10 protein-coding genes are annotated in these 15342 nt (G+C 36.8%); 5 read left to right on the forward strand and 5 right to left on the reverse strand.

What is annotated here, in order from left to right:
* The first annotated feature begins 42 nt into the window (after positions 1 to 42).
* From MHH87_RS12155 to MHH87_RS12175, 5 genes are all read left to right on the forward strand, one after another.
* On the forward strand, positions 43 to 1395 hold the full coding sequence (locus MHH87_RS12155) for an aspartate aminotransferase family protein (protein WP_340749570.1): 1353 nt from the start codon (positions 43 to 45) through the stop codon (positions 1393 to 1395).
* A 120-nt stretch (positions 1396 to 1515) separates the two neighbouring features.
* On the forward strand, positions 1516 to 3036 hold the full coding sequence (locus tag MHH87_RS12160) for a CoA-acylating methylmalonate-semialdehyde dehydrogenase (protein ID WP_340749571.1): 1521 nt from the start codon (positions 1516 to 1518) through the stop codon (positions 3034 to 3036).
* Positions 3037 to 3630: 594 nt separating this feature from the next.
* Positions 3631 to 4482 carry a DegV family protein gene (locus tag MHH87_RS12165; protein ID WP_340749572.1) on the forward strand — a complete coding sequence of 284 codons (852 nt, stop codon included), beginning with the start codon at positions 3631 to 3633 and terminating at the stop codon, positions 4480 to 4482.
* A gap of 826 nt (positions 4483 to 5308) precedes the next feature.
* A protein-coding gene (locus tag MHH87_RS12170) for an IS3 family transposase (protein ID WP_340749573.1) occupies positions 5309 to 6444 on the forward strand; the annotation gives its coding sequence in 2 pieces (ribosomal slippage) (positions 5309 to 5534 and positions 5534 to 6444; 1137 coding nt in all).
* 347 nt (positions 6445 to 6791) lie between these two features.
* The gene (locus MHH87_RS12175) at positions 6792 to 7796 is read left to right on the forward strand and encodes a nucleoid-associated protein (RefSeq protein WP_340749574.1); all 1005 of its coding nucleotides are present in this window, start codon (positions 6792 to 6794) and stop codon (positions 7794 to 7796) included.
* 1330 nt (positions 7797 to 9126) lie between these two features.
* Here the strand turns inward: MHH87_RS12175 and MHH87_RS12180 are convergent.
* The 5 genes from MHH87_RS12180 to MHH87_RS12200 all read right to left on the reverse strand — a co-directional run bounded on the left by MHH87_RS12180 (position 9127) and on the right by MHH87_RS12200 (position 15341).
* On the reverse strand, positions 9127 to 10392 hold the full coding sequence (locus MHH87_RS12180) for an MFS transporter (RefSeq protein ID WP_340749575.1): 1266 nt from the start codon (positions 10390 to 10392) through the stop codon (positions 9127 to 9129).
* Between the two features lie 165 nt (positions 10393 to 10557).
* Positions 10558 to 11313, reverse strand: a complete 756-nt coding sequence (locus MHH87_RS12185) for an SDR family NAD(P)-dependent oxidoreductase (RefSeq protein ID WP_340749576.1) — start codon at positions 11311 to 11313, stop codon at positions 10558 to 10560.
* A gap of 681 nt (positions 11314 to 11994) precedes the next feature.
* Positions 11995 to 12801 carry an SDR family NAD(P)-dependent oxidoreductase gene (locus MHH87_RS12190; protein ID WP_340749577.1) on the reverse strand — a complete coding sequence of 269 codons (807 nt, stop codon included), beginning with the start codon at positions 12799 to 12801 and terminating at the stop codon, positions 11995 to 11997.
* Between the two features lie 363 nt (positions 12802 to 13164).
* A complete protein-coding gene (locus MHH87_RS12195) occupies positions 13165 to 14427 on the reverse strand; it encodes a vWA domain-containing protein (RefSeq protein WP_340749578.1) in 1263 nt (420 codons plus the stop codon).
* Positions 14428 to 15068: 641 nt separating this feature from the next.
* Positions 15069 to 15341: a hypothetical protein gene (locus MHH87_RS12200; RefSeq protein ID WP_340749579.1), complete on the reverse strand. Its 273-nt coding sequence runs from the start codon at positions 15339 to 15341 to the stop codon at positions 15069 to 15071.
* Between the last annotated feature and the right edge of the window lies 1 nt (position 15342).

The following is a 15342-nucleotide window of genomic DNA, read 5'->3' on the forward strand; positions in this document are numbered from 1 at the left end:
AAAATTATAACATGACCAATATCAAAGGAGTGGTGATCCACAGTGGCAAATATAACAAGTCAAAGTTGGCAAGTAAAAGATGAACAGCATGTATGGCATTCCATGAAGCCATACAATCCTCATGCAACGATGATCATTCAAAAATCTGAAGGAGCTTGGATTACAGACATCGATGGAAAGCGTTACTTAGATGCGATGTCAGGTTTATGGTGTGTCAACGTTGGTTACGGCCGAGAAGAGATTGCTAAAGCAGCTTACGAACAATTGCTTGAAAATTCCTATACACCACTATCAGTTGGCCACATCCCTGCCATTGAATTGAGCGAAAAAATTAGCGAATTACTTGGTGAGGAGTACGTTGTGTTTTACTCCAATAGCGGTTCTGAAGCGAACGAAGCAGCATTTAAAATCGCACGCCAATATCATCAGCAAAAAGGACACGCAAATCGTTATAAATTTATCTCTCGTTATCGTGCTTACCACGGTAGCTCAATGGGGGCATTAGCTGCAACAGGTCAAGCGCAACGTAAAATAAAATATGAACCGTTAGCACCTGGCTTTCTTCATGTCCCACCACCCGATTCTTACCGAGCTAATGAAGACCATATTAAAGATCCAACATCGCTCCCTTCTGTTCAGGCCATCGATAATGTGATGACTTGGGAATTATCAGATACAATCGCAGCGGTGATTATGGAGCCAATTATTACTGGTGGCGGTGTGATTATGCCACATGAAGATTATTTACGTGGCGTAAAATCTGTTTGCGAAAAACACGGTGCCCTTCTCATTGTTGACGAAGTAATTTGTGGCTTCGGACGTACTGGCAAACCATTTGGGTTCCAAAACTATGGCATTCAGCCGGACATTGTGACAATGGCAAAAGGTTTAACGAGTGCTTACATGCCACTATCGGCAACAGCTGTTCGACGTGAAATTTATGAAGCGTTTAAAGGTAGCGATGAGTACGAATTTTTCCGCCACGTGAATACATTTGGTGGCTCTCCCGCTGCTTGTGCTGTTGCTCTAAAAAATATTGAAATTATGGAAAACGAAAATCTATTTGCACGCTCTGAAGAAATGGGCGCCATTTTACTTGCTGAGCTGCAAGAACGACTGAAAGACCATCCGTATGTAGGAAATATTCGTGGTAAAGGCTTGCTCATCGGCATTGAGCTTGTGAGCGATCAAAAAACAAAAGAACCAATCGACGTAACCTCAGTCAACAAAGTGATCGGTTTATGTAAAGAACAAGGACTAATCATCGGCAAAAACGGTGTAACAGTTGCAGGTTTTAACAATGTGTTAACACTATCTCCCCCACTAATAATCACATTGGAAGAAAAAGATTTCATCGTAGAAAAATTCACGAACGCCTTAAACGCGCTTCAATAAAAACCTCTAATCCGTAATTTATAAATCGGAATATGAAGCGAAAAGCGAGGCCATTTTCGCGATTATTAGCAGTAAGCTTTAACAAAGCCTAAAAACTTAAACTTAGGAGGAAATAAATACATGGTAGTTAATACAGAAATAAAAGAACTTGGTCATTTTATTAATGGAGAAGTAGTTTTAGGGAAAAGTGGTAAATTCTCAGATGTATTCAACCCAAGTTCAGGTGAAGTCATTGCACATGTTCCCCTTGCATCCAAAGAAGAAGTGCACGATGCAATTGCAAAAGCAAAAGCAGCATTTCCAGCATGGCGTGCACTATCTGTCGGGAAGCGCGCTGAAATTGTTATGAAGTTCCGTCACTTGATGACAGATCGCATTGATGAGCTAATAAAGATTATCTGTACGGAAAGTGGCAAAACGATTGAGGATGCAAAGGGTGAAATTACACGCGGCTTAGAGTCTGTTGATTTAGCGATAAACGCACCACACTTATTAAAGGGTGAGTATTCAGTAAATGTCGGCGGTAATATTAACGCTTACTCTACAAAAGCTCCACTCGGTGTCGTTGCAGCAATTTCACCATTCAACTTCCCTGTGATGGTACCACTTGCAATTACAAGTATGGCTGTTGCAGTCGGAAATGCAGTCATTTTAAAACCATCTGAACGTGTCCCTTGCTCAGCACTATTTTTATCAGAGCTTTGGAAAGAAGCTGGTTTGCCAGATGGCGTATGGACGGTGATTAATGGCGACAAAGAGGCGGTAAACGAGTTATTAAGTAACCCGACAATTGAAGCAATTTCATTTGTAGGTTCAACTCAAATTGCAGACTATATTTACACAACCGGTGCCAAGCATGGTAAACGCGTTACGGCATTAGGTGGTGGTAAAAACAATATGGTTGTTATGCCCGACGCTGATTTAGAACAAGTAGCAAATGCATTTTTAGGGGCTGCGTACGGAGCTGCTTCCCAACGTTGTATGGCGATTTCAACTATCGTTCCTGTTGGCGAAGAAACAGCGAACAACCTTGTAAAAATACTCGCTGATAAAATTTCAAAACTAAAAGTTGGACCTTATACAGACTCAGAAGTTGATTTTGGTCCTGTTATTACCAAACAATCTAAAGATGCCATCGTTGGTTTTATCGACCGTAGCTTAGAAGAAGGCGCTACTTTAGTATGCGATGGTCGCAACCCGAAAATTTCTGAAACATCAGATGGGTTCTATTTAGGACCTACACTATTAGATAACGTCAAGCCTGGTATGGAAATTTATGAACAAGAAGTCTTTGGCCCTGCACGTAATGTCGTTCGCGTGGCTACATTAGAAGAAGCCATTGATTTAATCAATGAACATGAACTAGGAAACGGCGTAACCATCTTCACAAATAACGGGGCTGCCGCTCGAAAATTCACATCCGAAATCGAAGTTGGGATGGTTGGTGTGAATGTGCCAATTCCAATTCCGGTCGGTTATCATAACTTTGCTGGTTGGAAACGCTCTAGATTCGGTGAAGGTCATATGTTTGGTCCCGACCAAGTACGTTTCTTCACAAAAACAAAAACAATTTCAGAAAAATGGTTTGAAGAAAATAGCGAATCTGTATCAACATTTGCTTTCCCGAGTAACAACGACTAAAACTAAAAATCCAAAAGCGCTACAAACCCTGAACTGATAAGGGTTTGTAGCGTTTTTCATATAGTAAACTTTAGTTGCATTCAAACTCACCTCGGTAATACTTTAATTCAGCATCACGGATACATTTGTAACATCATCTATATACACGGTAATATTACGAATACAATCTTTCATACCATATATGAATGACACTTTTAAGATTCTATAAGTTGTGAACATAGATTAGAAATAGGTTTGATGATATTGGATAACATTTTGCTTCTTAATATTGTTCCCTCAACATATCATTCATGTTAAGAAAAGCGCATTCGCGCCCGTTTGCACGCGGGCAAGCTACTTGCGAGCCCGAAGCGAAAGTAAACGCCCCACCACTTTCGCTAGAGGACAGACCGCGACCTCGAGCGTGCGGCGCGAATGCCTAGACATTATCAAAAAGTTATACTTTCTTATCAGTTTAGAAAGACACACCTCGTCCGAAAAAGGGCGAGGTGATGTCCTTACTTATGTGGATGGGAAAGTTATACTTTCTTACCCACTGAAAAAGGTTTTTTTCTAATTCCAATTCCCATTATATGAAAGTAGGTGCGAATTTGTATGCAAGAAAAAATTGCTTGGGTAACGGATACTTCAGCTTTTTTAGATGATGCATTTGTTGAAAAATTAAACATCCATGTACTCCCCGTAAATGTGATTTTTGAAGATGGAGCTTATAGAGAAAAAGTGGATTTGACGCTTGCTGAGTTTTATAAAAAGATGCGAAATGCAAAAGTTCTCCCGACAACATCGCAACCTATCTTTGGTGAAATGTTGTATCTATACAAACAATTAAAAGCGGAGGGTTATGCATGTGCCATTGCAGTCCATCCATCAAGTGTATTATCCAGTACTTATGCAAGCTCTATGGCGGCAGCAAAACAAGCGAATTTCCCTCTATATGCGATTGATTCAAAAATTATCTCCTATCCTATGAGTAAAATGCTCGAAACCGGGCATACACTTGCATCAGAGGGCGCTACAGTTGAAGAAACCGTGAGTGTGCTTGAAGAAATGGTAAATCATGTTGAACTATCAGGTATTCCGGCAAGCTTAACGCAACTATATAAAAGTGGACGTGTACCAGGAATTGTAGCATTAATAGGAAATTTATTAAAATTAAAGTTAATTGTATCATTTCAAAATGGCCATGTTGTGTTAAGGGATAAGGTACGAACATATAAACGAGCAAAACATTATGTAACAGACATGCTGCGTAAAGAATTAAAACAATCTATCTTTTCCGAGGTGGCCATTGTTCATAGTAATAACAATGAAGATGCCGAGCTTTGGAAAGAAGAACTCCAAGCAGAATTCCCTTTCATTCATTTTATAATACTTCCTTTAAGCTCGAGCATTAGTGTCCATACGGGCGAAGGAACGACTGGCCTTAGCTGGGTTCGCAATTTTTAGGACTGTTAATGGTTTTATTCTGTACAGTAATGAAAGGTATCGGAAAAATTAAAAAGCACAAAATCATTTAAACTGACCTAACTTGTTGAGACAAACTTAATACACCGCCTCTATGTTTTAGACAAAAAGATTTTACCGATGAATTCACATTGTTAGTACGAGAAGAAATTATTTTTCATTTTTTAAGCACTACATTTTCAAACACAGAAATTGAATTTGGTGGATTTGACATACGACATAACCACAAATATGTGTCAAAGGAAGGTTTTGGCGCTTAATTTAGAATAAGTCGTATGAAAAAATCGACAAATCAAACAATTTCTATTTGGACAAATGAACATTAAAATTTAAGCGCAAAAAAAATGGCCGCTACAATAAATCATGGACATTAACTTATTAGTAGCACTTTACGGTATAAAATACATTTCCTAATACATCCGCCGTTTCATCGTTAATACATGCAATAAAATGCACGGAATTACAAGACATTTCTTACCCAGCAACATAAAGAATTACATCGTATGAAATTAATCGTGTTTTCTAAACGTATAAAAAGAGGCTTCCCCATAATTATAGGGAAAGCCTCACGATAACACTTAAAACCTCACGAATTGTAACGTGGTGGACCATCCTCTGATTTTGAACTTTCTTCATCGGATCTACTCATCGTAGTAACCCTCCTGTTCAATGTTCGATTAGAAGTGGAATCTCAAATAGTATGGTTCACAAGTTATTTATTATTCATTATTTTTGGATGTAATATAGATGCATGGACATACCTCGCCTAACTCACTAAAATAGAGGTAACGAGAGGACGTGTCCGAACATGAGTCAAAAAAAATATAATCAAGAGTTCAAACAAACAGTAGTCGAGCTTTATCGCTCGGGTACAACGGTCAGCCAACTATCAAGCGAATATGGTGTATCAGAAGTAACCATCTATAAATGGATTAAACTACATTCCCCAATTGAAGGGGCTGGCGAGTTAACTGCAGCGGAAGTCGTTGCGATCCAAAAAGAAAACCTTCGCTTGAAACAAGAGGTAGAAATCCTAAAAAAGGCTATGACCATATTCGCGCAAAAATAGAAGACCAAGAGCTGATCGACCATATTACCAAAGAGAGCGAACATCAACCTGTTCAGTTGATGTGTCGTGTATTAAAGATGCCAAAAAGTACGTATTATCAATCGTTTCAGAAGAAGCCCAATAGCTACCATGTTGCCAATGAAAAACTGCTGGCACGTATTCGAATTATTCACAAAGAAAGTGATGAGCGATACGGCGCACCAAAGATTTTTGAAATCCTGAAACGAGAAGGATATACAGGCAGTATTGATCGCATACAGCGCATTATGAAACGAGCAGGCATTCGTTCGAACATTACAAAAAAGTACAAACCGGCGTCATCGAAAACACCAGTGGAGGCGCGTGAAAACGTGCTGGAACAAGACTTCACAACCGAAGCCATCAATCAAAAATGGGTGGCAGATATTACGTATATTCACACACTGCGTGACGGTTGGTGTTATTTGGCGTCGGTTTTAGACCTACATACAAAGAAAATTGTCGGCTATAAATTTGGCCGTAGAATGACGGTAGATCTAGTTTTAAACGCACTTGACAACGCTGTGGCAGACCAAAAGCCTGCACCTGGTCTTATTATCCACACAGATTTAGGGTCGCAATATACAAGTGAAAATTTTCAAAAACGCTTAAAGAAGTATGAGATGATCCCATCATTTAGCCGAAAAGGTTGCCCTTATGACAATGCGTGTATCGAATCATTCCACGCTACGCTAAAAAAAGAAGAAGTATATAGAAAGCGATATGATGGCTTTGAAACAGCACGTATTGCCTTATTTAAGTATATTGAGGGCTGGTATAACCGCAAACGTATTCACGGTAGCATTGGTTATTTCACACCTGATGCCTATGAAAAAATGTGCCGAGCAGCAGCATAATAAACGAGGGTAAAACCACACATTCCCCACCACATTTTTCGGGCGCAACTTCCTATCATTTCCGCTCTACATCCCTAGTAGGCGGTCAAAGGCTCTTTTCACTTTGACGGGCTACTCGGGATGTGGAACACTAAAAAATGGATGTTGCGCAACAAAAAAGTTAAGCAAAGTGTGTCTAAAATCTTGACGTAGATCCAAATTAAATTACCTATCGCTAGAATTTTATCTTTTTAATACATATCGCTTACACCCAAAAATTATTATGACTTTATGTAAAATACATGAAAATATTGTGCGGGATATGGTATGGTAAATTATCTACAACTAATCATTAGAAGGTGAAGACCATGTTAGAAGTAAGTGAAAGTAAATTAGCACAATATGTCGTACATTATGTGAGTGATACGCTTGTTTTGGGCGAAGAGGCTTTCGTGCGTCCAGAGGTCATGCTTGAAGCAGCCTTTACACAATTAGCGTTCAACAAAATCGATTGGGAGCAGCAATACGAGTTTTTTCACGAATCGGATATAGGATTAAATGAAGTGTACACATATACGAAATCTATTTTCGAGGATGAGAGTAGTTTCCTCGAACAATCGAAGCATATCGCAACACACTTAAATAGTGCATCCCAGCACCCAAATATTAAAAGTGGTGAATTATTTATTGGCTTATTCGAAAATTGTTTTATGTCTTCTGATGCCAAAAAGGTCATTGCCATTGTAAAAATTGATGAAAAAGAAATGTTTTTAGATGTGAAAAACGAGCAAAATAAAATGGTTGTGCATGGCATTGATGGTATCAATGTTAAGAAAATTAATAATATGGCGGTAATTGTGGAAATGGGGACCGACGAAGCTCCTGCTGTCTTTATGAAAACCAAAAAGAAAGAAGATGTTGTCTACTGGCAAGAGCGCTTTTTAAAGATTAAGGTAGCGGATGAACATTATCATAAAACGAACTTAGCGTTAACTGAATGTAAAAAATATATTTTAAAAGAAGAGCGTTTTACGAATACCGAGAAGTTAGGCTTTTTAAACAAAACGCTCGATTATTTTAGGCATGAAGAAGAATTCCAGGTAAATGACTATATTAAAACGGTATTTGATAACACCGAACCAGTACAAAAAGAGGTCATCGTCAATTCCGTAAAACCTTATGAAACAGTCATTTCAGAAAGTGCGATTGCAAAGGCAGAAAAAACATTTAAGCGCAAAATCAAACTCGACTCCAATATTGAAATTCAGGTGAATGTGCGTAATATCGAACAAGTAGATGGATTGATTGAAGTCGGCTATGATGAAGCAACTAATCGCAAATTTTATAAAATCTATTTTCAAGAAGAAGAATAATCAAAACGAATGAATCCCACAACTCGTAATAGAGGTGTGGGATTTTGATTATAAATAAGCTAAAAGAGGCTTCCCCATATTTTTAGGGAAAGCCTCTCGATTACACTTAGTCCTTCACGAATTGTAACGTGGCGGATCGTCCTCTGATTTTGAATCTTTTTTACCGGATCTACTCATCGTAGTAACCCTCCTGTTTCGTTCGATTGGAAGTGGAATCTGTATTAGTATGGTTTGCTTTTTATTTTCTATTCATTAGTGTTGAACAAATTATTAGTGGAGAAGAAAATATAACTTTCCCATCCACATAAGTAAAGAACTCGCATTACCTACTAATTAGCTAAACGGTTTAATATATTCCAAAGAAGTAAATTGTTTATTTATTTTCATTCGAGGTAATAATTATGAATACAGTCTTATAAAAGGAAGGATGGCATTTTGAAATTTTTTTTATTATATCGAGCATAGCTTTTCCTATCATTATGTTTTTCCTACAGAATCATATAGGGATATTCCGAATGATTTTTAATATATTCGCTGTTATAGCAACCCTTGCTTTTGGAATTTTAGTCTCAACTTCTATTTACCAAATTATTATTGACAATGCTGTATTTATGACAACAATTCACCGAATTTTTCTTAATCCTTACTTTTTAATAACTGGAGCGTATATGGGGGTATTTACTATTTACAGATTAATAATTCTTACATTGGACGAGAGGTAGTACCCTTATTTTTTCACATTAACATTGACTACCGTATCAATAATTTGTTAAATCATTCATCTTACGTAAAAACCTTACCTTACAAATGTCTCTACTTCAAGACAGCCTGTGCCTATTATTAATCCCAAGAATCTCCAATATTCGTTTGAATATACAGCTCATTATTGATAATTTTCTCTAGAGTTAAAAAGAGGGATATTGCACAAGAGTCCAACTCCCATTCAATACCCCTCCTTCTTATAATTATTGAGATGACTGCGCCTACATGTACTAAAAATACGATGCAGTGGCAAATTTTCTTTCTAAAAATCAATTAATACGGTTCACCGTAACTTTTAATAGGGTAAAAGAAATTAATTTAGGAAAACAAAATCAGCAGGACATTTTTTATTTCATAGGATTATTTTTTTCTATATAGTCTATTTCAAGATCAGTTAATTTTATTTTAATTGCCTACCGACTTGTTCCATTGATTCAGCCCAATTGATAGGGTTATTGTTTGCGAAATCTTATAATGAAACAAATCTAGTGGTATTACGAATACCCTATTGACTATTTTTACCTAATCCGAATAAAAAATGAACAAACTTGATTTTCTTAAATTATTATTATTTCCATAAACCAGCTTTTTCTAATTTCTTTTTACCTTTAAACGCCAAGATCACTAATACTGCATTGATAATCAACATAGCTGCAAGTGCATACAGAACAATTGTATAGCTACCAGTAAATTCATAAATAAAGCCGTATCCAGGTAATGCAACAATACCAGCTACTGCTAAACCGATCGCAGCAGTAGAATAAATTTGACTGTAATCTTTATTGCCAAATAGCGCTGTCGTTAATAGTGGACCTAATGTTCCAAGTGATGCAACAACGAAACCAAAAATACCAATAGCTACAGTAAATAGCGTTGGGTTTTCAGGGACAGTTATAAAAATGCCTACTGGAATTAAACCTAATAACATCGCGAAGACCGCTGTGTTTTTTGCACCAATTTTATCGCTTAATATACCAAAAGATAGGGCACCAATTAATACGCCAATTTGCATTGCACCTAGTACACTACCAGCAAATTTGATATCATAACCAATTCCCATTGCGAATGGTGCGATATGTTGACTAAAGCTTGCAATCGATGTGATGATGAAGAAGAATGACAATAATGCGAAAAATGCGCTAGATTTTTTTGCTACTGTAGCTGAAACACCTTTTGCTGTATCTTGTTCAGCAGAAGCATTTTCACTTGAATTAGCTTCATCCATACCTAATGGTTGTAAGCCTTTTTGTTGAGGAGACATTCGAATCACGAATAAAACAATTGGAATGATAATAGCGGTTACACCTATACCTAATGCAATATACGTAAATCTCCAGCCTTGGGTATCAATTAAATTACCTACAGTTGGTTGAATGATTGCACCTAAAATACCACCGATTGCAACCATGATTCCGATTGCTAAACCATTATGTTTTTTAAACCACTGATTGATTAAAACAGGACCTGCCATTTGTGTGATAAAAATTGAACCAATTGCCATTGGGATACTGAATAAGTACCAGCCCCAAACTGAACTCATTAATCCAAACATTGCGAATGAACCAGCCATTAAAATGATGGCAGTTATCAAAATCAATCTAATATCGTATTTAGCCATTAATTTACCTGCAATAGGTAAGAAAATCATTGTAACAATGGAGGCAATACTAAAGTATAAAGTTAAGCTACCCATTCCAATACCTAAGTCTTGAGTAACAGGTGTTAAGAATAATCCACCTGCAGTTGAAATACCATTTTTACCTACACCGACCATAATAGATAAACCTATTAATAACCACCAAGCATAGTGGATTTTTTTCTTTTGTTGTTTCATGGTGAAATCCTCATTCCAAAATTTATTTAAGGCCGTTTCGTTCACACAAAACGGCCTTATTTTAGTGATTAAAAAGCACGATTAATTTCTTATAGAAAAGATACCAATATATAATTTGAATGCCCTTTGACTACATGCCATTCATCTACATTAAAATAATCGTTATTAGCGTAATTTAATTGATCCGCCATCTACCATGATTGTTTGACCAGTAATATAAGAAGAATCTTCGCTCGCTAAAAATACCGCAACACGTCCGATATCGTCCTCAATTTCACCAAGTCTTCTTAGAGGGATTTTTGCAAGCATTCCTTGATAATATTCTGGGTTTTCTTCTGCCCATTGAAGCATACCAGGTGATTTAGCAATTGGCGCAATGATATTTACGTTGATACCAAATGGACCAAATTCATTCGCTGCAACACGAGTAATTCCACGAATCGCTTCTTTTGCAACTGCATAAGAAGCTTGATTAACATCTCCATTAATTCCAGCTCCAGAAGCAAAGTTGATGATATTTCCTTGTGTTTCTTTTAAATAAGGCAGTGCAGCTTGCATTAAGTAGAATGTTGGGTAGAATCCAGTATTAAATGATAAATCGAAATCTGCTTGAGTCGTTTCTTCAATCGAATTCATTCTAGATGCATGTGCATTATTTACTAAGATATCGATTTTCCCATATTTATCTGCAACTTCTTTAACGATAGCGCCCAATTTGGCATGCTCTGTAAGATTTGCTTGAATAAACATTGAGGCTGGTTGATATTCTTGTAATTCCTTTATTGTTTGGTTTCCGACTTCAGCATTTAAGTCAATAATAACAACCGTTGCTCCTTCTTTCACGAATGCAGTTGCCATTCCCTTACCAATGCCTCCTGCTCCACCAGAAATGATTGCTATTTTCCCATCAAGTTTTTTCATGATGATTGCTCCTTTATAAAAAATTATTTGATATGCGCTCAACAACTATATTGAGTTTTAGAATTACTTCTTATTCATCTAACTTTCACCTTGATTTGAATAACTATCCATTAAAGTTCAAATATTACTCTTATGCATTGCCTGCTAAAGGAAATTACTTTCGACTGCCATTCGACCCTATCAAACTCTAGAGGTAATTTTAAAGACATACGTTACTTCAATGAGCAATAATAACGTGACCATGAGATTGTGTCAATAATATGAACTAATATAATATATTAGCTTATAATTGCAAGAATTTTATAATAAAACAAAATAAACAGTTACTTTTAGTTTAATAATCAATTCGAAATAAAATATCCGTTTTTATAAGGCGACGTTAGGATTGCTTGAAATGCACCACGGATAAGGGTTATGTAATAAAATTGAGGTAGCCATTAAATGTTACAGAAAAAAAGTTTTGTATAGCAAAAAGTTATAATGAAGTCAACATTTTGATTCTCGAATGAAGGAAAGGAGTGCTAACGGTGCGGATGAACGAACTCGAGAATTATGGACTAAAACGTGGTTGGAAATTGTAAAATTAACTACTATACTTTCACTGGATAAATCACGATTGTATATATAGAAGTAAGCAAAAGATAACGCCCACCAATTTACAGGTAAGCGCTTGTATGATGCTTATTTTTGTTGGGCTGCGATCCAAATATTTGTATCTGCAATTGTTGGGTTTGCAAGGTAATGGCCACCTTCAATTTGAAGTGTTTGACCTGTCATGAACTTAGATTCATCAGAGGCTAAGAATACAACGGCATGGCCGATATCATCTGCTTCACCGTGGTATGGTAGAGCATTGAATTTAGAATAAATATCTAGCATTCCTTGTGGAATATTAGCCTTGGCAGCAGGTGTTAAAATAAGGCCTGGTGCGATTGCATTACAACGGATTTTATCTTTCCCGTATTGAGTAGCAATACTTTTAGTCATATTTGCAACGCCCGCTTTTGTTGCACCATACGCTGTACGTGTTTGGTCACTTGCAAAAGCAGCCATTGAAGCCGTGTTAATAATCGAACCTCCACCAGCTTTTTGCATGTGAGGGATAGCAAAACGGCTACCAAGTAATACTGATTTTAAGTTCATGTTCACAAGACGGTCCCACTCATCTAAATCGATGTTTAAAACATCTAAATCTTTACGTAAATTAGTTCCACCAACGTTATTAAATAGAACTGTTAGAGTACCAAATTGCTCAACAGTAAATGCAACTGCTTTTTCGATAGATTTTGCATCACCTGCATCAAGGTATACTGCTGCTGCTTCATAGCCTTCTTTTACTAAAGACTCTGCGACTTCTTTTGCACCTTCAATATTAAAGTCCGCAATAACAACTTTTGCGCCTTCTTTTGCTAATAATGTTGCAGCTGATAAACCAATTCCAGATGCGCCACCCGTAATTAGTGCTACTTTATTTTCTACACGTTTCATAAAGAATTTCCTCCTACAATAACAGATAAAAGAATATGTACTAATAAATGTACATCTTACCCGTTTTCATCGTTTTCGTCACATTGGATAGTTTAGCATTAAATCATTATTTGTAAAATTAATACGCTTCGGTAACTTATGTTTCGCTAGTAAGCTTTCACATATTCAAAGCCTACTGAGAAGAAAACGTTACGTTCATTCACCTTCAAATTTAGTTCTACCGGATAACTCACTCTTATTTCCATAAGAAAAAACACCTCCACGTTAGTTTTTAAAGGTAGGATACCTATTTTTCAACGAAAGGTGTATTTATTAGTTTTATTTTTTTAGGTACGTCAGATTTTCATCCTTCATTTAGACTCCCTATTTTGTTATTCCTAATCGTCTTGCTTCTTTCAGCCATTGAGGGAACTCATTAAACAGCCGATTATAAAGGTCTTCATCACTAATTTGATCTAAGTCATCTAGGGCAAAGAAGTTAGCATTATCAACCACACGCCCTGGTAAGTTATCAAGATTTTGCAATACGCCATATTTTGCATTTCCGATACCAACAAACTGCCAAAAAAAATTTTCCTTCGAGCTGTCAATTAAGAGCTTGGAAATTTTCTTTTCTTCATAAATTCCGCCATCACTAAAAAAGATCACATATGTAGGCAGATCTTTATTCGGCTCTTCATTGGTAAATTTGTGAATCACATCAGCCATCACACGTGGCTCATTATTGCCAGATCCTAATCCGCCAAACAAGCGCGGTTGTGGATAGGTTCTTTTTACATAATCCTCGTAGTCTCTTTCTGTCACACTTGGTGCCCGCATAAATTTATTTCCAAAAAACCATACATCTAAAACACTATCATCATCCATACACGCAGCGATTGCTAGCACTCTTTCAAAAGCACGCTGGACGGTCCCTTTACTATACAGATTGGCCATCGATCCTGAAGCGTCAAACACAACGGCAACACGGGCTTTTTCTGTAGTGAGTTTGTTCTTCTCTAGCGAGATGGTTACTTTTATCTTTAATAAATCAATTTTTGTCAAATTTACAGGTGAAGACGGTGCTGATTGGAAGTTTACAGGTGGTACTTCTTCAGGAGCTTCATCCTCTACAACAACCCCATGTGCTTCCGCTAAAGGTTTAAGTCCCCCATTAAATCCTTTGCCAATCCCTCTAAACTTGAACCAATCCTTATAACGGTAGACTTCAGCTAAAACGAGAGAGGTTTCTTCACTTAGTTGATCAATGCCAAAAAGGATTTCACCACTTAAGGATTTAACAGAGATTTTTAAGTTTTGTACCTCTTTTAAAGTCCCCCGACCATCTAGTGTCACCGCAAAGACACCCTTTTGAATGCTTGATTGTTGTAGCGAATGTAGAGAAAGTGAGAATATTTTAGTCGTTGGTGCAGTATCTTGCAATTTTATCAGGTTTGCAGGATCTGACGGCTGATTGTAAAAAATCATATAGTCATCGGAAGGAACTTTCCCATCCGCATTGACTAAAAAACAACTTACATCTAGGGGAGCTGGTGAGTAGCTCCACTCTACTACTATCTCGAGAATTGAATCCCTGGCAATGGGTGTATTGGCCCCTCTTACTAAGGCAACGATATTTCTTGTCATCAAAAAACCTCCTTGTCAATCATCATAGTTATAGTCTACTTGACCTTTCAATAATTCACAAAATATTACATTAAAAATCCCATCTATTCTTCTACAAATGGTTAGGGAAATCAGTGAGTGACAAGGTAGATTGAGATAGTAAAAGGTTTTATGAAAACACTTTTTAACTAAACGTATTTGTTTCAACAATACGCGGGGAATCTAGAAAAAATATGCAGCTTATAATCGAAGAAAGTGTTCAAAAAACATAATCATGCTTATTGAGCAAATGGGTGAGATATTTGTAGATTCGAGTCCCGATACAATTTAGCATTTTTATAAAATTGAATACTATTAAAAGGTAGAGCCCACGCATTTTGAATGGATTTAATTCAAAATACGTGGGTTGCTTTTGTCATAAAATCAGCATTGCCACTGAAATATTAATTAAAAAGGAAAAGCGCCTCAAACCCTTTATACTAAAGGATTTGAAGCGCTTTTCAGTTGGTTCGAACTTATTTTATCTGAACCTTGATACGTCTCAGGAGTACTTTTAAGTATGCACTGTGACGTTGGGGTTATTGGGTTTGTGGAGTGGCGGGTGTAAAGGATGTGTAAGGAGAATACATTTTATTTTTCACAATTTTGTACATCCCAACTTCTTATTTCACTTGTATAATATTCCCCATTAAAACATCTAATGAAACAAGCAGCTTTAATGCCCTCTTCATTTGACCTGTTGCGATATTTTCACGAACCATAGGTATAAGTGCTTCAATATATTCAAGCTGTTTTTTTAGCTTTGAATTTTTCGCTGCATACGCATGAAAAATTGCAACATCATATTCTGGATTATTGAAAAATTGCTCAATCTTTTTTTCAAGTAACAATTCGATTGATAAAGCTTGGTATGCTTCACGTTCCACTGTATTCATA

This window comes from Solibacillus sp. FSL H8-0538, from assembly GCF_038003525.1.
Classification (GTDB): domain Bacteria; phylum Bacillota; class Bacilli; order Bacillales_A; family Planococcaceae; genus JBBOPI01.

Excerpts from the sequence above, each read along its gene's own strand:
- MHH87_RS12160 (WP_340749571.1), top strand. The coding sequence starts at position 1,516 with ATGGTAGTTAATACAGAAATAAAAGAACTTGGTCATTTTATTAATGGA.
- MHH87_RS12165 (WP_340749572.1), top strand. The coding sequence starts at position 3,631 with ATGCAAGAAAAAATTGCTTGGGTAACGGATACTTCAGCTTTTTTAGAT.
- MHH87_RS12175 (WP_340749574.1), top strand. The coding sequence starts at position 6,792 with ATGTTAGAAGTAAGTGAAAGTAAATTAGCACAATATGTCGTACATTAT.
- MHH87_RS12180 (WP_340749575.1), bottom strand. The coding sequence starts at position 10,392 with ATGAAACAACAAAAGAAAAAAATCCACTATGCTTGGTGGTTATTAATA.
- MHH87_RS12185 (WP_340749576.1), bottom strand. The coding sequence starts at position 11,313 with ATGAAAAAACTTGATGGGAAAATAGCAATCATTTCTGGTGGAGCAGGA.
- MHH87_RS12190 (WP_340749577.1), bottom strand. The coding sequence starts at position 12,801 with ATGAAACGTGTAGAAAATAAAGTAGCACTAATTACGGGTGGCGCATCT.
- MHH87_RS12195 (WP_340749578.1), bottom strand. The coding sequence starts at position 14,427 with ATGACAAGAAATATCGTTGCCTTAGTAAGAGGGGCCAATACACCCATT.
- MHH87_RS12200 (WP_340749579.1), bottom strand. The coding sequence starts at position 15,341 with ATGAATACAGTGGAACGTGAAGCATACCAAGCTTTATCAATCGAATTG.